Genomic DNA, 17,720 nt, shown 5'->3' with positions numbered 1-17,720 from the left:
CGGGTGGCGGCGTGGAGGGCGGGTGCGCCGACGCGAGCGGAGGTGTCGCGGGTGGGGGAGGTGTACCGCTGCGCGCACGTCGGCCACGCCAGGACGCGGGCGGTGCGGGGCGGGAGCGGGAAGTGCGTCCACCGGTGTCCGGTGGGCTCGTACGCGATCGGCCCGGGGCGCCGCGGCCGCTGGGCCGGGGGCGGGCGGCGGGCGGCGCGGGTGCGGGCGGGCCTACGGGGCGGTCGAGCCCTGGGGCGGCCGGGCGGGGCCCTCGTCCGCGTGCGTGCGCACGTTGCTCAGGGCCCGGGTCAGACCGCGCTTGAGGATCTTGGTGAGGGGACGCTCGACGAGGCGGTGGACCAGCCAGGCGGCGACGAGCATGCCGAGCGTCATCACGGCGACCAGCGCCCACGGCGACAAGTGGTGACGGAGCAGCCTGATGCCGGTCCAGCCGATGTGCTCGTGGAGGAGGTAGAGCGGGTACGTGGTCGCACCGGCCACGGTGAGCCACTTCCCGCGCACCCAGTTCAGCCGGCCGAGCGCGAGGGCGAGCATCACCAGGTAGCCGAGGGTCATCAAGGCGATCGCCGGCTTCGAGTCCATCGTGCGGCCGAGGCTGACCGCGAGAGCGTCGTTGTAGAGGGCGACCTGGCGGACGGAGAACAGCCACGAGATCGCGACGATCCCCCACAGCAGCGCGGTCGGCCGGAACCGGTGCATCAGATACATCGCGACACCGGCGATGAAGTAGGGCGAGTACTCCGGCATGACGACGTAGTCGGCGAAGGGTGCCCGGCCAGCGGTGACCAGGACCGAGGCCACGGTCCACAGCGCGCAGAAGAGGACCACCCGCCGGTAGGTGACGCCCTTCCACACCACCAGCGCGAACAGCAGGTAGAAGCGCAGCTCCACCCAGAGCGTCCAGTACACGGCGTCCACCGAGCGGACCCGGAACGGCTCCTGCAGCATGGTGAAGTTGAGGAGGACGTCCTTCATGCCCTCCGGCTGCACGACCACCGGCCAGAGGGTGACCACGGCGGTCGTGGCCACGATGGCGAACCAGTACGCCGGATAGAGCCGCACCACCCGCGAGGTGAAGAACTCACCCAGGCTGCGGCCCCAGCTGCTCATGCAGATGACGAAGCCGCTGATGACGAAGAAGAACTCGACGCCGGTCCAGGTGTAGGAAGCCAGCCAGGAGGCTGTGGGGAAGACCACATCCACCGGCTTGGCCCAGGCGTTCTTGGCCGCGTCGGCATTGCCGCCGAAGCCCACATAGTGATGGAAAACCACCATCAGCGCGGCGATGAGCCGCAACCCGTCCAAAGCGGCCAGCCTTGAACGCTTCCCGGCAGCCGGAACGGGCGCCGGAGCAGCCTCGCTTCGCTGGGTGGGTATGAGGTGGGTCGCCATCCGGCAGATCCTACCGAGCACGGGGTCGGGCGATGACCTGCGCCGGCCGGCCGTGCGACCTGCCCGGCGGTGTCCGCCCCGGGCCGCGCCCGGGTGGTGTCAGAGGGGGGTCATAGGCTTCCGGGCATGGGAATGGTGACGTTCGTCGACGAGACGACCTCCGGCGGCCGCGCCGACGGCTGGGCGTTCGAGGTGGCCGAGGAGCGGCTCGCGCTGCGCGAGTTGATCCGGCGGCGGGTGTTCCAGGAGGTGGCCGAGCGGCGCGCCGCCGGTCTGGTCAAGCTGCCCGAACGGCCCGACGCCGAGCAGCAGAGCGAGCTCGCGCTCACCGCCTTCCGGCGCAACGGGTTCCTGGTGCTCGTCGGCGACCGCCAGGTCACCGATCTCGACGAGGTCCTCGACCTGCCGCTCGGCACCGAGGTCACCTTCTTGAAGCTCGTCGCCCTGGTGGGTGGCTGACATGGCCAACCGGAGCTACGCGGCTGCCGCGCACCGCGCCCTGGAGGACGAGAACGCCTCCGAGCTCGCCACCGCACTGCTGAAGGCCGCCATTTACTACAGCGGCCACTGGCAGAACAACAAGGAAGCGGCGCAACTCGTCGCCGACGTGAACGCCCGCCCGGCCGCGTTCCGGCAGCGGCTCGTGGACGAGTTCGGCCGCACCCTCGCCTCGCTGGCGGGGGAGTCCGGCGCCCGGGTGAACGCGCTGGGCCTCGCCGCCGCCGTCGGCCGGGACCTGCCCTGGGGCGAAGCGCTCCAGGCGGCGCGGTGCGAGAAGCTCGACGAGATCGGCCGCATGAGCGAGGCCGGATACCTGGGATGGGTGCCGGAGCTGGTGCTCGCCGAGATCGCCGAGGGCCGTACGGTGGCGCCGGCCGTCGTCGCCGCCCTGCGCCGCAGCGCCCTGGGCGCGTACGGCTACAAGCCGGTCCTCGCGGTCGCCGCACGCCTGAGGGAGCCCGTGCTCAACGTCGGCGAGGCCTGGGCGGAGCGGGCGATGGCGGACGGGGAGCGCTGGCACGCCCTCCTGGCGCACGCCGTGACCGCGACGTCCGCCAAGCCCAGCGGCAAGTGGGAGAAGACCGGCCGGGCGCTGATCACGGAGGCCGCGGAGGGGATCGGCGAGGACGGAGTGCGCGAGCGGCTGCTCGGCTGGTTCCGGCTCGTCGGCGCACCCCGCACCCTCGCCCTGCGGGAGGAGCGCTACGGGCCGAACCCGAACGAGGTCTACGACGCGTACAACGCCAACGCCCTGCGCGGTCTGGCCTGGCTGCTCTCCTTCCTGCCCCCGCACCCCGACGCCGCGCGGGTGCTCGGCGCGCTCGTCGAGACCTCGCTGCGCAAGGTCTCGGGCCTGGGCCCGCGGAACCCCAAGGTGGCCAACGCCTGCGTCACCGCCCTCTCCCGCATCGACAGCGAGGCGGCCCTGGCCGAGCTGGCCCGGCTGGCCACGCGCGTGACCTTCAAGGGCACCCTCAAGGTGCTGGACTCGGCCCTGGAGGCGCGGGCCGCCGCGCTCGGGCTCGGCCGCGAGGAGATCGAGGAGCTCGCGGTGCCGGCGTACGGACTCACCGGCGTCGGCCGCGCCGAGCACGCGCTGGGCGAGACCACCGCCCTCGTGGAGGTCCGCGGCTCCAAGGCGCTGCTCTCCTGGCGCAGCGCCACCGGCAAGGCGGTCAAGAGCGTGCCCGCCGCCGTGCGCCGCGACCACCCCGAGGAGCTCAAGGAGCTCAAGGCGGCCGTCAAGGACATCGACAAGATGCTCGGTGCCCAGGCAGAGAGGCTGGACCGGCAGTTCCTCGCCCGCCGCACGTGGCCGTACGGGAAGTGGCGCGAGCGGTACGCCGACCACCCGCTGGTCGCCACCCTGGCCCGGCGCCTGCTCTGGGTCGTGGACGGCACCCCGGTCGGCTTCGCCGACGGCGAGCTGCGCACCCTCGACGGCACCCCGGTCACCGGGGGCGCCGAGGTGAGCCTGTGGCACCCCATCGACCGCGAGCCGGCCGAGGTGGCCGCCTGGCGGGACCGGCTCGAACGGCACGGCGTCACGCAGCCGTTCAAGCAGGCCCACCGCGAGGTCTACCCGCTGACCGACGCCGAGGTCCGCACCGGCACGTACTCCAACCGGTTCGCCGCGCACTACCTGCGCCAGCACCAGTTCCACTCACTGGCCGCCGCCCGCGGCTGGCGCAACAAGCTGCGCCTCGCCGTCGACGACAGTGCGCCGCCCGCCGTGCGCGAGCTGCCGCAGTGGGGGCTGCGCGCCGAGTACTGGATCGAGGGGGACGGCGGGGACGGCGAGTACGAGGACATCACGGACTCGGGCAGCTTCCTGCGGCTGCGCACCGACCAGGTCCGGTTCTACCCGATCGACGCCCCGCAGAACATGGCGCACGCCTGCGGCGGCGACTACACGATGTGGCTGCTGGGCGGCGAGGCGCCGGTCGACCCCGTGCCGCTCGTGGACGTCCCCGCGCTGGTGCTCAGCGAAGTACTGCGCGACGTGGACCTGTTCGTCGGGGTGGCCAGCGTCGGCAACGACCCGACGTGGCAGGACGGCGGCCCCGAGGGCCGCTTCCACGACTACTGGAACGCGTACGGGTTCGGCGAGCTGAGCCAGACCGCCGAGACCCGCCGGCTCCTGCTGGAACGGCTGGTCCCGAGGCTCGCCATCGCCGACCGGTGCCGGATCGAGGGCCGGTTCCTGCACGTGCGGGGCGACCTGCGCGCGTACCGGATCCACCTCGGGTCGGGGAACGTCCTCATGGACCCGGACGACCGGTACCTGTGCATCGTCCCGGCGGGGCGCTCGGCCTCCGGCCCGGAGACCGGTTACCTGCCGTTCGAGGGGGACCGGACGCTCGCGCTGATCCTCAGCAAGGCGATGATGCTGGCGGCCGACACCGGCATCACCGACCCGACGATCACCCGTCAGATACTGAGGGAGCGGGCGTAGTTGATCTGGCTCATGACCCAGTGGTAGGTGCTCGCGTCGACGGCCGGGATCATCGTGGAGTGGTGGCGGCCGCCGCTCGTGACCGTGACCTGGATGTAGCCGGTGGTGGTCTTCTCCTTCATGAGGAGGAAGAGCAGGCCCAGCAGGCAGAACAGGAAGAAGATGATCGCCAGCACGATGGCGTGCGCCGGGATCTTCGTCTCGGTGCGGGAAAGGTCCGAGGCGTTCCACATGGCGCCCCTGAGCGGCATGGGGCCCGAGGGGGTCATGATCTGGTCCCCGGCGATGGTGATGTCGCCGAGGGCGAACCCGGACCCGCCGCCGTACGCCTGGGGCTGCACGGGCGGCATCATCGGGGGCTGGCCGGGGGGCGGGGTGCCGGCGCCGCCCATGGTCGGCTGGTACCCGGGCGCGGCCGGAGTGTCCTGCGGGTATCCGTACCCCGGCGCGGGCGGCGTGGCCGGGTACCCGTACCCGGGGGTCCCCGGCGTCGCCGGATACCCCTGCGGATAGCCATAACCGGGGCCGCCCGGACCCTCGTTGTCCTTCGCGTACGGATTCGGCTGCTGCTCGCTCATGCGCTCGATCTTTCCACAGCGATCCCCGGCCGAGTACCCCGGACGGGGGACGCCGCCCATTCGCCTTCGGGCCGGCGCCGGGCGGTCATTCGCCGTGGGGTTGCTCAGCGGGTGCTGCGGACATCACGTGCCTCCCGTGGGCTGCTGCCGAGAGCATCATCGCAGGAGCGGGCCGGGCCCCGCGGGCGGCAGCCGCGCGCTCACCCGAACGGGCGAGGGCCCCGCCCCCCGGTGGAAACCGGGGAGCGGGGCCCTCGTACGAGCGCGGACGCGCCGGGAATCAGAAGCGGCGCGTGATCAGCGCGCGCTTGACTTCCTGGATCGCCTTCGTGACCTCGATGCCGCGGGGGCACGCGTCGGTGCAGTTGAAGGTCGTGCGGCAGCGCCACACGCCGTCCTTGTCGTTCAGGATCTCCAGCCGCTGCTCGCCGGCCTCGTCGCGCGAGTCGAAGATGAAGCGGTGCGCGTTGACGATCGCCGCCGGGCCGAAGTACTGCCCGTCGTTCCAGAACACCGGGCACGACGAGGTGCACGCGGCGCACAGGATGCACTTGGTGGTGTCGTCGAACCGCTCGCGGTCCTCCGCCGACTGCAGGCGCTCACGCGTCGGCTCGTTCCCCTTGGTGACGAGGAACGGCATGACGTCGCGGTACGCCTGGAAGAAGGGCTCCATGTCGACGATGAGGTCCTTCATCACCGTGAGGCCCTTGATGGCCTCGACGGTGATCGGCTTCTCCGGGTTGATGTCCTTGATCAGCGTCTTGCAGGCGAGCCTGTTCTTGCCGTTGATCCGCATCGCGTCGGAGCCGCAGATGCCGTGCGCGCACGACCGGCGGAAGGTCAGCGTGCCGTCGAGGTCCCACTTGATCTTGTGGAGACCGTCGAGCACGCGCTCCTTCGGGTCGATCTCGATCTGGAAGTCCTGCCACTGCGCCTCGTCCGAGATCTCGGGGTTGAAGCGGCGGATCCGGAACGTGACCGTGATGTACGGGGAGGCCGCGGCCGCCTCTTCCATCTCGTCCGTCTTGGACAGGGTCGGGGTAGCCATCAGTACTTACGCTCCATCGGCTGGTAGCGGGTCGTCACGACCGGCTTGTAGTCGAGCCGGATCGAGTCCGAGCCATCGGCTCCGACCTCGCGGTACGCCATGGTGTGGCGCATGAAGTTGACGTCGTCGCGGTTCGGGTAGTCCTCGCGGTAGTGACCGCCGCGGGACTCCTTGCGCGCGAGCGCGGACACGGCCATGACCTCGGCCAGGTCGAGCAGGTTGCCCAGCTCGATGGCCTCCAGCAGGTCCGTGTTGAAGCGCTTGCCCTTGTCCTGGACGGACACGTTCTTGTAGCGCTCGCGCAGCTCCGCGATCTTCTCGACCGCGGTCTTGATGGTCTGTTCCGTACGGAACACCATCACGCAGGCGTCCATCGTCTCCTGGAGCTCCAGGCGCAGGTCGGCGACCCGCTCCTTGCCCGTGGAGTTGCGCAGGTGCTCGACCTGGTCGATGACCTGCTGCGCCGGGTTCTCGGGGAGCTCGACGTAGTCGTTCTCCTGCGAGTACCGGGCCGCGGCGATGCCGGAGCGCTTGCCGAACACGTTGATGTCCAGCAGCGAGTTCGTGCCGAGGCGGTTGGCGCCGTGCACGGAGACGCAGGCGACCTCGCCGGCCGCGTACAGACCCGGGACGACGGTGGTGTTGTCGCGGAGGACCTCACCCTCGACGTTCGTCGGGATGCCGCCCATGGCGTAGTGCGCGGTGGGCTGGATCGGGATCGGGTCCGTGTACGGCTCGATGCCCAGGTACGTGCGCGCGAACTCGGTGATGTCCGGGAGCTTCGCGTCGAGCTGCTCCGGCGGCAGGTGCGTCAGGTCCAGGTACACGTGGTCACCGGCCGGACCGCAGCCGCGGCCCTCGCGGATCTCGGTGTAGATGGAGCGCGAGACGACGTCACGGGACGCGAGGTCCTTCATGACCGGCGCGTACTTCTCCATGAAGCGCTCGCCGTCCTTGTTGCGGAGGATGCCGCCCTCACCGCGGGCGCCCTCCGTCAGCAGGATGCCCATGCGCCAGATGCCCGTCGGGTGGAACTGGAAGAACTCCATGTCCTCCAGCGGCAGGCCGCGGCGGTAGCAGGCCGCCTGGCCGTCACCCGTGAGGGTGTGCGCGTTGGAGGTCACCTTGAAGAACTTGCCGGTGCCGCCGGAGGCGTAGATGACGGCCTTCGCCTGGAACACGTGGATCTCGCCGGTGGCGAGCTCGTACGCGACCACGCCGGCCGACTTCTTGACGCCGTCCTCCTCGACCAGGAGCTGGTCCAGGACGTAGAACTCGTTGAAGAACTCCACGCCCTCCTTGACGCAGTTCTGGTACAGCGTCTGGAGGATCATGTGGCCGGTGCGGTCCGCGGCGTAGCAGGACCGGCGGACCGGCGCCTCGCCGTGGTTGCGCGAGTGGCCGCCGAAGCGGCGCTGGTCGATGGTGCCGTCCGGGGTGCGGTTGAACGGCAGGCCCATCTTCTCCAGGTCGAGGACGGCGTCGATGGCCTCCTTCGCCAGGATCTCGGCGGCGTCCTGGTCGACCAGGTAGTCACCGCCCTTGACCGTGTCGAAGGTGTGCCACTCCCAGTTGTCCTCCTCCACGTTCGCCAGCGCGGCGGCCATGCCGCCCTGCGCGGCGCCCGTGTGGGAGCGGGTGGGGTAAAGCTTCGTCAGCACGGCGGTGCGGCTGCGCTTCGTCGACTCGATGGCGGCACGCATGCCTGCGCCACCTGCGCCGACGATGACGGTGTCGTACTTGTGGATCTTCATCTTTTTCGCCTCAGCCCCGTTGCCTAGCGGATGTTCGGGTCGAAGGTGAAGATCACCAGCGTGCCCAGAAGGATGGTGAACACCGTGGCGGTGTAGAGCAGGCCCTTCAGCCACAGCCGCGTGTTGGCGCGCTCCGCGTAGTCGTTGATGACGGTACGCAGACCGTTGGCGCCGTGCAGCATGGCCAGCCACAGCATCAGCAGGTCCCAGACCTGCCAGAACGGGGACGCCCAGCGGCCGGCCACGAAGGCGAAGCCGATCTTGGAGACGCCGCCGTCCAGCACCAGCTGGATCAGGAGGTGGCCGATGACGAGGACGACGAGCACGATGCCCGAGAGGCGCATGAACAGCCATGCGGCCATCTCGAAGTTGCCGCGGGTCGAGCGCGGCGTCTTGCCCGTGCGCTTGCGCGGGGCCTCGATGTACGGCGCCGGGTTGTCGACGTCGTAGAGGCTTACGCCCTCCACGTCGCCGATGGCCTTGGCGGAAGAAGTGTCAGAAGACATGAGTGTCACTTCCCGAACAGTTCGGCAGCTGCGTGGCCCAGGACGGGGTACAGGGCCCCGATCATCAGGATGATCCAGACGATCACGACGCCCCAGAGCATCTGCTTCTGGAGACGGGGGCCCTTGGACCAGAAGTCCACGGCGATCACACGGAGACCGTTCAGCGCGTGGAACAGGATGGCGGCGACGAGGCCGTACTCCAGCAGCGCGACGATCGGAGTCTTGTAGGTAGCCACGACATCGTCGTACGCCTCGGGGGAGACGCGGACGAGAGCGGTGTCGAGGACGTGTACGAACAGGAAGAAGAAGATGAGGACGCCGGTGACTCGATGAGCCACCCAGGACCACATTCCTTCCCGGCCGCGGTACAACGTTCCAGCCGGCACGGAAAACCCTCCGGAAGCGGGGCGGGGGCCAGCCGGCTTCTTTGTCGGTCGGGCCCGGCCGGGTACGGTCCTCCGGCCCCGGACATCGTAGCGACGCTTTGTCGGTTCCCTTGCGCCGGGTCCATCGGTGTGATCAAACAGGCACGGACGGACTATCCCACAGGGGCGAATAGCCCTGAATCCTCGGCGTTTACCCCGTCCTGGGAGGTCAGCCAATGTGTCAGGTCGGCGAGCCGCACCTGGGCGAGGCGCCGCAGCTCGTCCGCCGAGATCGACCGCTCCTCGTCGGCCTCCAGCTCCATCCGCCGCCGGATCGCGGCGAGGAGCTGGTCGGCCTGCTCCTCCGGCGGGTGCCCGTCCAGGCAGATGACGAAGACGTGGCCGAAGTTGCGCTCGTACTCGGCGTGCGCGGCGTCGAGCGCCAGGAGCGCGGCGTAGGAGGCCCCGTGGTCCAGCTCCACCGGGACCTCCGAGGCCAGCGCCTCGCTGAGGTCCGCCTGGGAGAGGTCGTACGAGGCCTCGTCGGCGGCGGCCAGCAGCACCCCCGGATCCGGGTACGGTCGGTGGGCGGCAACCCGCTGCGCCCAGCGCCGGCTCCCGCAGCAGTGCAGCAGCACGGCCACGGCGGCTTCGGGGGAGAGGGCGTTGAACCGCGCCAGTCCGGAGCCGGTGGAGGGATCGGAGCAGCCGCGGGCCTGTGCCGGAAGGTGGCTGGACAGCGGGGGGCTCCTCGGGGCGTGGCGCGGGTGTACCGCCACGCTAGCGACGCGGGGCCGGGTGTGTCGTACCGATCCGAGGTTTTCACCCGGAAGTGAGCCGAAAGGATGACGGGCGTGGCGCGGGAACGGCCCGATGGGGGAAACCCGATGGGGGAAGAGGAAGACGACCGAGGCCGCCACCCCCCACAGGAGAGGCCCCGGTCGCCGTCCGTACGGACTCGTGCGACAAGCCCGTACCCCTGTCAGCGCCGCGAGTGCGTTTTGTGTCACACCCCGCTTCGCGCACGATTGGTTGCTCCCCGTACAACTCGTGGACGAAGGTACTTGAAAGCCGTAACGTGCTGATTTGCGCCACAGGTACAGGACAGTGAAACGGTTGGGGACTTTGCTGGGGGACGACGCGGAGCTGACCGCCGCGGTGCTCGCGGCACAGGGCGGCGACGAGAGCGCGTTCCGTACTGTGTACCGCGCCGTGCACCCACGCCTGCTCGGATACGTACGCACGCTCGTCGGAGACGGCGACGCGGAGGACGTGACCTCGGAGGCGTGGCTGCAGATCGCCCGCGACCTCGACTCCTTCACCGGCGACGCCGACCGCTTCCGCGGCTGGGCCGCCCGCATCGGCCGCAACCGTGCGCTGGACCACATCCGCATGCGTGGACGCCGTCCCGCCATCGGCGGCGACGAGACCGAGCTGACCACCCGCGCCGCCGACAGCGACACCGCCGGCGAGGCGATGGAGGCACTGTCGACGGGCCGGACCATGGCGCTGATCGCCCAGCTTCCGCAGGACCAGGCCGAGGCCGTGGTGCTCCGCGTGGTCGTCGGGCTCGACGCGAAGACCGCGGCCGAGACCCTGGGCAAGCGGCCCGGGGCCGTCCGCACCGCGGCCCATCGGGGCCTGAAGAAACTGGCCGAGCTGCTCGGCGCGGACGGCGGGTTCGCGCCGGAGTCGGAAACCGGCTCGGATCCGGCGGGCCCGGTCGGCCATAATGCCGGTGGCCAGGCGAGGGACGGTGGGGGCGGGAGGGATCTCGACGCCGTGCCCGCTCAGCGCGGCAGGGGCGGTGGTCTCGTAGAGCAAACCGGTGTGACGCATTCACGTTGGCGGACGCAGAAGGACATGTGATGGCCGACGAGCGCAACAGGTGGCTGGACAAGGCCGCGGCGGAACGAGTGCTGCGCGGCGACCCGGCCGTACCTGGCGGCGACCCGAGCGCCCGCGAAGCGGAAGCACGCCTTCGGACCGCCCTCGAACTCCTGGCCGCGCCGCGGCCGTGCACCGGGGCGGAACTGCCCGGCGAGGCCGCCGCGGTGGCCGCCTTCCGCGCGGCGCACGGCGGGGCCGGGGCCCCGGCGGTATCCGGCATACCCGCACTGTCCGGGACGTCCGGGACGTTCGGGATGTCCGCGCCGGTCGGCGGTGACACCTCCCCCCTCGTGGAGCTCGGCAGGATCCTGCCCCTCGCCGCCCCCGTGCCCCCGGCCCGGCGCGGCCGTCCGGTGCGCTTCGGGCTGGTCGCCGCGCTGGCGGGCGTAGCCGTCGGCGGCCTGGCGGTCGCCGCCGGGGCCGGCCTGCTGGACCGGAGCACGCACGACTCGGCCGGTCCCGTACCGGCGGTGTCCCTCAGCGCGGACGAGAACCCGACGCCGCCCGGCGGCACCGGGGGCCCGACTCCGGGCCCGCAGCTGCGGCCCACTCCGTTCCGGGGCACCGACGGCATGCCGCCCACCCCGGGCGGTGGGCCGACGCCCGGCGGGCTGGACTCCGGCGCGTTGCAGGGATTCGGGACCGGAACGGTGAAGGGCCCCGATGCCGCGTCGGGCGGCGGCGCCGCCGCGGAAGGCCGGGACGGCAGGGACACGAAGGACGGCAAGGACGCGCTCGCGGGCGGGACCACCTCGCTGAAGGACGCGGACAAGCAGACCCGCCTCAAGGCGGTGGACCTGTGCGAGGCCTACCGCTCGGGTGAGATGAACTCGGACCGCCGCGACAAGCTCTCGAAGCTGGCGAAGGGCCTCGCGCGCATCCCGCACTTCTGCGAGGACCTGCTCGACGGGCCGGGCAGGAGCACCACCCCGACCGTGCCGCGCGGTTCGGACATCGGGGGCGACGTGCTCAAGGCCCCGACGCTCGTCCCGGCCAGCCCGGGGATGTCGGCGCCCGCCCGCCTGCCTTCGCGCTGAGGTCCTTCGCGCTGAAGCCCTTCGTGCTGGAGCCCCCGCGCCGAGCACATCCGTCCCGAGGGCGGTTTCCGGCCATCCTTCGGGTGGTCCGTGCGGGCTCACCGGACAGGTTCCGGGCGACGTCATGAACGGGCTGTAACACTTTTCGAACCTGCGGCGCAGTACATATCGAGCCGACTGGTCATCGGCCGCGCATGAGCCGGGGTTCCCCCCGTACCCCTGGGCTCTGCGCACCCGGCGCGGGCGGGGTTCGTTCCCCCGGCCCTGCCCGCGCCCTTTACTTCACAGACCGGATCACCGGGGACACCGGGATCACCGGCACCGCCCGGCCATCGGGGATCACCAGTAGACGACGACCTTGTCGCCGACCTGCACCTGCTCGAACAGCGACGCCAGCTTCGCCTTGTCCCGGACGTTCACGCAGCCGTGCGAGGCGCCGGCGTAACCGCGGGCCGCGAAGTCGGCGGAGTAGTGCACCGCCTGGCCCTGGCTGAAGAACATCGAGTACGGCATCGGCGTGTGGTAGATCGTCGACGTCCAGTCCTTGGCCTTCCACTCCACCTTGAACTGGCCCTCGCGGGTCGGAGTGTTCTCGGAGCCGAAGCGGACGTCCAGCGTGGAGACGATCTTGCCGTCGATCATCCAGGCGAGCGTGCGGCTCTCCTTGCTGATGCACATGACGCGGCCCGTCATGCAGCGCGGGTCCGGCGCGTCGACCTCGTTGACGGTCGGCGGGCGCAGCTCGTCGGCGGTGGGCTTCTTGCTGACGCTCTGGATCTTCTTCCACGTGGCGTCGTCGACCGCGCCGGAGGCCGTCAGGCCGTTCTTCGTCTGGAAGGACTTGACCGCGGCGGTCGTCTTCGAGCCGTAGAAGCCGGTCGGTGCGACCGTCATGTACTTGAGCTGCTTCAGGCGGGCCTGGAGCTCGCGGATCTGCTCGCTCTCGTCGCCGTTGGCCATGATGGCCTTGACGGTCGGCGAGGGGGACGCGGACGGCGAGGCCGACTGCGAGGCGGAGGGCGAGGGCGAGGCTTCGGCGGGCTTGTTGTCCGTCGAAGGGGAGGTTTCGGGGGTGGAACCCGCCGCGGACGCGGACGGAACCGTCGAAGCGGAGCCGGCCGGCTCCGTCTTCTGGGGCCCGCAGGCGGTCGCGGCGAGCGCGACGGCGGTGGCCACCCCGAGCGTGCGGATTATGACTCTCTGGCGAAGCATTGCAGTCCCCCGTTTTCTACGTCGTGTATGTAGGTGATGCCTGGCGGGCGTGGACAGTTGCAGACGATCCAGGGATGTTGCGCCATTGTGACCAGCGGCCGTCGGACGACGGCCGGAGCCGCCGCGGGGAGTTGTATCAGCCCCGAGCCCATTTGCTCCATGGAGGGTTTGGTCACATGGCCAGTACCGAGAGCGGGAATCCCATCGAACCCGTGTATGGGCCGGGGGATCTGACGGGGTGGGATCCCGAGGTCAAACTGGGAGAACCAGGGGCGTATCCGTACACGCGAGGTGTCTACCCGACCATGTACACCGGCAAGCCGTGGACGATGCGGCAGTACGCCGGGTTCGCAACGGCGGCCGAGTCCAACGCCCGGTACCGGCAGCTCATCGCGGGCGGCGGCACCGGACTCTCGGTCGCCTTCGACCTGCCGACGCAGATGGGGCACGACTCCGACGCGCCGCTGGCGCACGGGGAGGTCGGCAAGGTCGGCGTCGCCGTCGACTCCGTCGACGACATGCGGGTGCTCTTCGACGGGATCCCGCTCGACCGGGTCTCCACGTCCATGACGATCAACGCCCCGGCCGCGCTCCTCCTCCTCATGTACCAGCTGGTCGCCGAGGAGCAGGGGATCGAGGGCGCACAGCTGACCGGGACCGTGCAGAACGACGTGCTCAAGGAGTACATCGCGCGCGGCACCTACATCTTCCCGCCCGAGCCCTCGCTGCGGCTGACCGCCGACACCTTCCGCTACTGCAAGGCGGAGATCCCCCGCTGGAACACCATCTCCATCTCCGGCTACCACATGGCCGAGGCCGGGGCCTCGCCCGCGCAGGAGATCGCCTTCACGCTGGCGGACGGCATCGCGTACGTACGGACCGCGCTGGCGGCCGGGATGGAGGTCGACGAGTTCGCCCCGCGGCTGTCCTTCTTCTTCGTCGCCCGCACCACCCTGCTGGAGGAGGTCGCGAAGTTCCGGGCCGCCCGCCGGATCTGGGCCCGGATCATGCGCGAGGAGTTCGGGGCCCGGAACCCGAAGTCGCTCATGCTGCGCTTCCACACCCAGACCGCCGGGGTCCAGCTGACGGCGCAGCAGCCCGAGCTCAATCTCGTACGGGTGGCCGTGCAGGCACTGGCGGCGGTGCTGGGCGGCACCCAGTCGCTGCACACCAACTCCTTCGACGAGGCGATCGCCCTGCCGACGGAGAAGTCGGCGCGCCTCGCACTGCGCACCCAGCAGGTGCTCGCGTACGAAACGGACGTGCCGCACACCGTCGACCCCTTCGCCGGCTCGTACGCCGTGGAGCGGATGACGGACGAGGTCGAGGAGGCCGCGCTCGCACTGATGCGGCGGGTCGAGGACCTCGGCGGGGCGGTGGCCGCGATCGAGGCGGGCTTCCAGAAGGGGGAGATCGAGCGGAACGCGTACCGCATCGCGCGCGAGACGGACGGCGGCGAGCGCGTCGTGGTCGGGGTCAACCGCTTCACGCTGGAGCAGGAGGAGCGGTACGAGCCGCTGCGCGTCGACCCGGAGATCGAGAACCGGCAGCGGACGGCACTGGCGGCGCTGCGCGCGGAGCGCGACGGCGAGGCGGTGGCGGCGGCGCTGGCCGCCCTGCGCGAGGCGGCGGCCGGCACGGCGAACGTGCTCCCTCCGATGAAGGAGGCCCTGCGCGCCCGGGCCACGGTGGGCGAGGTCTGCAACGCGCTGCGGGAGGTCTGGGGGACGTACGAACCCGCCGATTCCACATGGTGAAACCGGCGGGACGACAGGTGCGTCCTCATGGGACACTCCTGCCCATGCTGGGAGTCACCGATCTGCCGACCTATCTCGTCGGGCTCATATTGATCATTCTGCTGCCGGGGCCGAACTCGCTGTACGTGCTCTCGGTCGCCGCGCGCCGCGGGGTGCGCACCGGGTACAAGGCCGCCGCCGGGGTGTTCACCGGCGACGCCGTGCTCATGGTGCTCGCCGCCGTCGGGGCCGGGGCGCTGCTCCAGGCCAGTCCGGTGGCCTTCGGCATCGTCAAGGTGCTCGGCGCCGGGTACCTGACCTGGCTCGCCGTCGGGATGATGCGCGGGGCGTGGGCGCTGTGGCGCTCGCGGGCCGAGCGGGAGGAACGGGCCGAGGCGCCGGTCGGGGCCGAGGGCACCGAGGGGGAGCGGCCGTACCGGCGGGCGCTGCTGATCAGCCTGTTCAACCCCAAGGCGATCCTGTTCCTCCTCTCCTTCTTCGTGCAGTTCGTGGACCCCTCGTACGCCTACCCGGCGCTCTCGTTCCTGCTGCTCGGTGCGCTGCTCCAGCTGGGCAGTTTCCTGTACCTGACGCTGCTGATCTTCGGCGGGACCCGGTTGTCCGCGGCCTTCCGCCGCCGCAGGCGGCTGTCGGCCGGGGCCACCTCGGCGGCGGGCGTGCTGTTCCTCGGTTTCGCGGCGAAGCTCGCCGTCGGCTAGGCCCGCGCGTACGCCGTCACCGCGTGCGGGCCGCGCGCAGCCGCTTCAGCCGGCGGACCACGCGGCGGACGGCCGGGCTGTTCGGCAGGAAGGACAGCCCGGCCGGGATGCCCCCGGGCAGTCCGAGGGTGGTCAGCCGGCGGCGTTTGAAGTAGCGCCAGGTCCGGTCGTCCAGATGCGCGGCCAGGTACCGCTCGGCCTCGGTACGGCGGGGGGCCAGGATCTGCGGCTGCATGGTGAACCCGACCGCGGTGAGCAGCCCGGTCAGCCGGTCCCGGTTCTCCTCGGCGCCGGGAGCGGTCCAGGCGGCGACGGCCCCGGCGTCCGCGAGGGCGGGCAGGGCCGCGTCCACGATCGTCAGCGGGATCCGGTTGCTGTTCTGGTACGGGGCGAGGCGGGCCAGTATGGCCCCGGTACCGGTGCGCGCGACGGGCAGTCCGTACAGGGTGGCGGCGGTCAGCAGCCCGGTGGAGAAGCAGCCGACGACCAGGGCGGGGCGCAGCCGCTGGTAGAGGGTCTCGGCCAGGACCGGCGTGGCCATGACGGTGAGCCGGGCGCCGAGCCGCTCGGCTTCGGCCTCGGCGCGCCGCGAGTACGCGGCGGGGGCGCTGGGGTGCGGTTTGAAGACGAGTTCGCGGTGGCCGAGGGCGTGCGCGCCCCGGACCATCTCCACGTGCAGCTCCTCCTCTTCCTGCGGGGAGAGGAGTTCGAGCGCGGAGAGGTACTGGCCGAGCAGCAGCGCCGGGGCCTCGCCGACCCCGTCCAGCTCGGGCCCGGACGAGGGCAGCTCGGCGAGCACCTTCAGGAATTCGGGGGTCGGGACCAGCTCCGGCCGTACGCCGAACTCGGTGAGCAGCAGCGGCTCCAGGCCGGGCAGCAGGTCCAGGTGCAGGACGCGGCGCACGCGCATGCCGAGCTGCGGGTCGAGGCGGAAGCGGGTGGGCCCGTAGCTCATCAGCCCGTCGGCGTAGACGTCGACGGCGGCGCCGGGGAACAGCGTGCACAGCGTCCGGGCGGGCGGGACCTGGATCGACTCCACGATGATCTCGACGCGGTCCTCGCCCAGTCCCCAGCCCGCCCGGAGCTGGCGCTCCCACAGCGGGACGTCCTCGGGGCGGGGGGCCCAGGTGCTCGGGTGCTGCGGGGCGATGACGGCGTTCCAGTCGAGCACCTCGTCGAAGCGGGTGCCGAGCGCGGCGAAGCCCGGCATGTCGGCGAGGCCGGGGGAGACCTCGGCGGTGAGGGCGTGATTGCTGGTGAGCAGGATGCGGCGGCCGGCCGGCGGGAAGGTGCCCGCGTCGATTCCGGCGGCGAGCGTGGCCATCCCGTAGAGGGTGGAGGCGAGGAAGATCTGCGTGCAGGGGGTGCTTCGAGTCGCCATCAGAGCGCGGCTCCCGCTCGTGCGGGCCGGCGGCGCAGGCGGCGCAGCACTCCGGCGCGATCGGCGTCCATCGAGTTCAGCACCCCGTCGAGTACGTCCACGGGCATGCGTCCGAGCGCGGCCGTACTCATCGAACGGAGTTTCTTGGCCACGGCCGGTTCGTACCTCTCGATGGTCCCGATATGGTGCGCGATAATTGCACAATATGTTCGGACGGCTTTCGGGAGCAGAAGATCGCTTTCCCGGTCTTCGGCCGTATCGGCCAGGACCTGGTCGAAAGCCTTGATGAAATCGAGCTGGCGCTCGTCCTTGATCTGTGTGAGCGAGGTCGCGACCCCGCGCCGGTAGAAGATCCCCGGCAGCCCGATCGCCGCGAACGAATCGGCCCCCCGGTGCAGCCGCCAGATCCACGGACGGTCCTCCGCCGTGCGCAGCCCGTCGGTGAAGTGCAGCAGTCCGCGGTCCAGCAGCCGCCGGTGGTACATCCCGGCCCAGGCGTACGGATAGTCGACCGAGGTGGCCCGCGACGAGGGCAGGATCCCGGTGCGCGGATCGCCGACGACCAGCTGCGGACCATAGGGGACGCGCTGCACGGTACGGGCGCGGCCGGTCACCTGGACGTGGTCGTTGCGGACGAAATCGCAGCTCAGGGCCTCTATGGCGGCCAGAGTGCGGGTCAAGTGGCCGGGCGCCAGCCAGTCGTCGCCGTCCAGGAACGTGACGTACTCGCCGCGCGCGGCGTCCAGGCCGGTGTTCCGGGCGGTGGCCAGGCCGCCGTTCCGTTCGTGTCTGAGGAGCACCGCCCCCGGCAGCTCGCGCGCCGCCCGCTCCAGGAGTTCGGGCGTGCCGTCCGTCGAGCAGTCGTCGACGAGCAGGAACTCGAAATCGTCCCGGGCGTTCAGTTCGAGGCTTTTCAGGGCATCCGGTGCGTATGTCTGCACGTTGTAGAACGGCACGACAACAGAGAGCTTGAGCACCCGCGAGACATTAAGCCGTTGGCCGGCATTCACCATGGCCCGTGCGCGGATTCCATGTGAACGAAGCGGGGCGGGCGCGTTAACCGGTGCGGTTTCGCGTGACGTAGACGGGTTGTTAACCCGCTGTTGTGCGTTCGTTGGGCCGATCACCGAAATT

16 protein-coding genes are annotated in these 17,720 nt (G+C 70.9%); 6 read left to right on the top strand and 10 right to left on the bottom strand.

Annotation, left to right across the window (positions count from 1 at the left end):
- Positions 1–222 precede the first annotated feature (222 nt).
- Positions 223–1,404 (bottom strand): acyltransferase, encoded by a 1,182-nt coding sequence (locus tag AB0M92_RS02145; protein ID WP_366100168.1) that lies wholly within the window; start codon positions 1,402–1,404, stop codon positions 223–225.
- 126 nt (positions 1,405–1,530) lie between these two features.
- Here AB0M92_RS02145 and AB0M92_RS02140 point away from each other — a divergent pair, with 126 nt between their 5' ends.
- The gene (locus AB0M92_RS02140) at positions 1,531–1,863 is read left to right on the top strand and encodes a hypothetical protein (protein WP_366100167.1); all 333 of its coding nucleotides are present in this window, start codon (positions 1,531–1,533) and stop codon (positions 1,861–1,863) included.
- A 1-nt stretch (position 1,864) separates the two neighbouring features.
- Positions 1,865–4,360, top strand: a complete 2,496-nt coding sequence (locus tag AB0M92_RS02135; protein WP_366100166.1) for a DUF4132 domain-containing protein — start codon at positions 1,865–1,867, stop codon at positions 4,358–4,360.
- Here AB0M92_RS02135 and AB0M92_RS02130 read toward each other — a convergent pair.
- The 6 genes from AB0M92_RS02130 to AB0M92_RS02105 form a co-directional block, all read right to left on the bottom strand.
- Entirely contained in the window at positions 4,336–4,938 is a 603-nt protein-coding gene (locus tag AB0M92_RS02130) for a hypothetical protein (RefSeq protein WP_366100165.1), read from the bottom strand. The two genes, AB0M92_RS02135 and AB0M92_RS02130, sit on opposite strands and share 25 nt — an antisense overlap.
- Before the next feature lie 280 nt (positions 4,939–5,218).
- Positions 5,219–5,986, bottom strand: coding sequence for a succinate dehydrogenase iron-sulfur subunit (locus tag AB0M92_RS02125; RefSeq protein ID WP_366100164.1), 768 nt, complete (start codon positions 5,984–5,986; stop codon positions 5,219–5,221).
- Positions 5,986–7,740 (bottom strand): succinate dehydrogenase flavoprotein subunit, encoded by a 1,755-nt coding sequence (sdhA, locus tag AB0M92_RS02120; protein ID WP_366100163.1) that lies wholly within the window; start codon positions 7,738–7,740, stop codon positions 5,986–5,988. The genes AB0M92_RS02125 and sdhA overlap by 1 nt, the downstream gene beginning before the upstream one ends.
- A gap of 23 nt (positions 7,741–7,763) precedes the next feature.
- Positions 7,764–8,246 carry a succinate dehydrogenase hydrophobic membrane anchor subunit gene (locus AB0M92_RS02115; RefSeq protein ID WP_030027687.1) on the bottom strand — a complete coding sequence of 161 codons (483 nt, stop codon included), beginning with the start codon at positions 8,244–8,246 and terminating at the stop codon, positions 7,764–7,766.
- A 5-nt stretch (positions 8,247–8,251) separates the two neighbouring features.
- On the bottom strand, positions 8,252–8,632 hold the full coding sequence (sdhC, locus tag AB0M92_RS02110) for a succinate dehydrogenase, cytochrome b556 subunit (RefSeq protein ID WP_078864375.1): 381 nt from the start codon (positions 8,630–8,632) through the stop codon (positions 8,252–8,254).
- Between the two features lie 152 nt (positions 8,633–8,784).
- Complete coding sequence (locus AB0M92_RS02105) at positions 8,785–9,351, bottom strand: 2-oxo-4-hydroxy-4-carboxy-5-ureidoimidazoline decarboxylase (RefSeq protein ID WP_366100351.1); 567 nt, start codon at positions 9,349–9,351, stop codon at positions 8,785–8,787.
- Positions 9,352–9,736: 385 nt separating this feature from the next.
- Here AB0M92_RS02105 and AB0M92_RS02100 point away from each other — a divergent pair, with 385 nt between their 5' ends.
- Together AB0M92_RS02100 and AB0M92_RS02095 are read left to right on the top strand one after the other, a co-directional pair.
- Positions 9,737–10,480, top strand: a complete 744-nt coding sequence (locus tag AB0M92_RS02100) for an RNA polymerase sigma factor (RefSeq protein WP_366100350.1) — start codon at positions 9,737–9,739, stop codon at positions 10,478–10,480.
- On the top strand, positions 10,480–11,538 hold the full coding sequence (locus tag AB0M92_RS02095) for a hypothetical protein (RefSeq protein WP_366100162.1): 1,059 nt from the start codon (positions 10,480–10,482) through the stop codon (positions 11,536–11,538). Before AB0M92_RS02100 ends, AB0M92_RS02095 begins: the two co-directional genes overlap by 1 nt.
- 339 nt (positions 11,539–11,877) lie before the next feature.
- Here the strand turns inward: AB0M92_RS02095 and AB0M92_RS02090 are convergent, their stop codons facing one another.
- Positions 11,878–12,750, bottom strand: coding sequence for a L,D-transpeptidase family protein (locus AB0M92_RS02090; RefSeq protein ID WP_366100161.1), 873 nt, complete (start codon positions 12,748–12,750; stop codon positions 11,878–11,880).
- Between the two features lie 176 nt (positions 12,751–12,926).
- Between AB0M92_RS02090 and AB0M92_RS02085 the strand changes: the two genes are divergently transcribed.
- Positions 12,927–14,507 (top strand): methylmalonyl-CoA mutase family protein, encoded by a 1,581-nt coding sequence (locus tag AB0M92_RS02085; protein ID WP_366100160.1) that lies wholly within the window; start codon positions 12,927–12,929, stop codon positions 14,505–14,507.
- Positions 14,508–14,551: 44 nt separating this feature from the next.
- Positions 14,552–15,205, top strand: coding sequence for a leucine efflux protein LeuE (leuE, locus tag AB0M92_RS02080; protein ID WP_366100159.1), 654 nt, complete (start codon positions 14,552–14,554; stop codon positions 15,203–15,205).
- A gap of 16 nt (positions 15,206–15,221) precedes the next feature.
- On the opposite strand, the gene AB0M92_RS02075 is transcribed toward leuE, so the two are convergent.
- Together AB0M92_RS02075 and AB0M92_RS02070 are read right to left on the bottom strand one after the other, a co-directional pair.
- A complete protein-coding gene (locus tag AB0M92_RS02075) occupies positions 15,222–16,586 on the bottom strand; it encodes a polysialyltransferase family glycosyltransferase (protein WP_366100158.1) in 1,365 nt (454 codons plus the stop codon).
- A complete protein-coding gene (locus tag AB0M92_RS02070; protein ID WP_366100349.1) occupies positions 16,586–17,563 on the bottom strand; it encodes a glycosyltransferase family 2 protein in 978 nt (325 codons plus the stop codon). Before AB0M92_RS02070 ends, AB0M92_RS02075 begins: the two co-directional genes overlap by 1 nt.
- Positions 17,564–17,720: the final 157 nt, after the last annotated feature.

Source organism: Streptomyces sp. NPDC051582, from assembly GCF_040681715.1.
In the GTDB taxonomy this organism is placed as follows: domain Bacteria; phylum Actinomycetota; class Actinomycetes; order Streptomycetales; family Streptomycetaceae; genus Streptomyces.
This window is presented reverse-complemented; position numbering and strand designations above follow the sequence as displayed.

What these genes read in the sequence shown, in the direction of transcription:
- AB0M92_RS02145 (WP_366100168.1), bottom strand. Translation starts at nt 1,404, where the DNA reads ATGGCGACCCACCTCATACCCACCCAGCGAAGCGAGGCTGCTCCGGCG.
- AB0M92_RS02140 (WP_366100167.1), top strand. Translation starts at nt 1,531, where the DNA reads ATGGGAATGGTGACGTTCGTCGACGAGACGACCTCCGGCGGCCGCGCC.
- AB0M92_RS02135 (WP_366100166.1), top strand. Translation starts at nt 1,865, where the DNA reads ATGGCCAACCGGAGCTACGCGGCTGCCGCGCACCGCGCCCTGGAGGAC.
- AB0M92_RS02130 (WP_366100165.1), bottom strand. Translation starts at nt 4,938, where the DNA reads ATGAGCGAGCAGCAGCCGAATCCGTACGCGAAGGACAACGAGGGTCCG.
- AB0M92_RS02125 (WP_366100164.1), bottom strand. Translation starts at nt 5,986, where the DNA reads ATGGCTACCCCGACCCTGTCCAAGACGGACGAGATGGAAGAGGCGGCC.
- sdhA (WP_366100163.1), bottom strand. Translation starts at nt 7,740, where the DNA reads ATGAAGATCCACAAGTACGACACCGTCATCGTCGGCGCAGGTGGCGCA.
- AB0M92_RS02115 (WP_030027687.1), bottom strand. Translation starts at nt 8,246, where the DNA reads ATGTCTTCTGACACTTCTTCCGCCAAGGCCATCGGCGACGTGGAGGGC.
- AB0M92_RS02095 (WP_366100162.1), top strand. Translation starts at nt 10,480, where the DNA reads ATGGCCGACGAGCGCAACAGGTGGCTGGACAAGGCCGCGGCGGAACGA.
- AB0M92_RS02090 (WP_366100161.1), bottom strand. Translation starts at nt 12,750, where the DNA reads ATGCTTCGCCAGAGAGTCATAATCCGCACGCTCGGGGTGGCCACCGCC.
- AB0M92_RS02085 (WP_366100160.1), top strand. Translation starts at nt 12,927, where the DNA reads ATGGCCAGTACCGAGAGCGGGAATCCCATCGAACCCGTGTATGGGCCG.
- leuE (WP_366100159.1), top strand. Translation starts at nt 14,552, where the DNA reads ATGCTGGGAGTCACCGATCTGCCGACCTATCTCGTCGGGCTCATATTG.
- AB0M92_RS02075 (WP_366100158.1), bottom strand. Translation starts at nt 16,586, where the DNA reads ATGGCGACTCGAAGCACCCCCTGCACGCAGATCTTCCTCGCCTCCACC.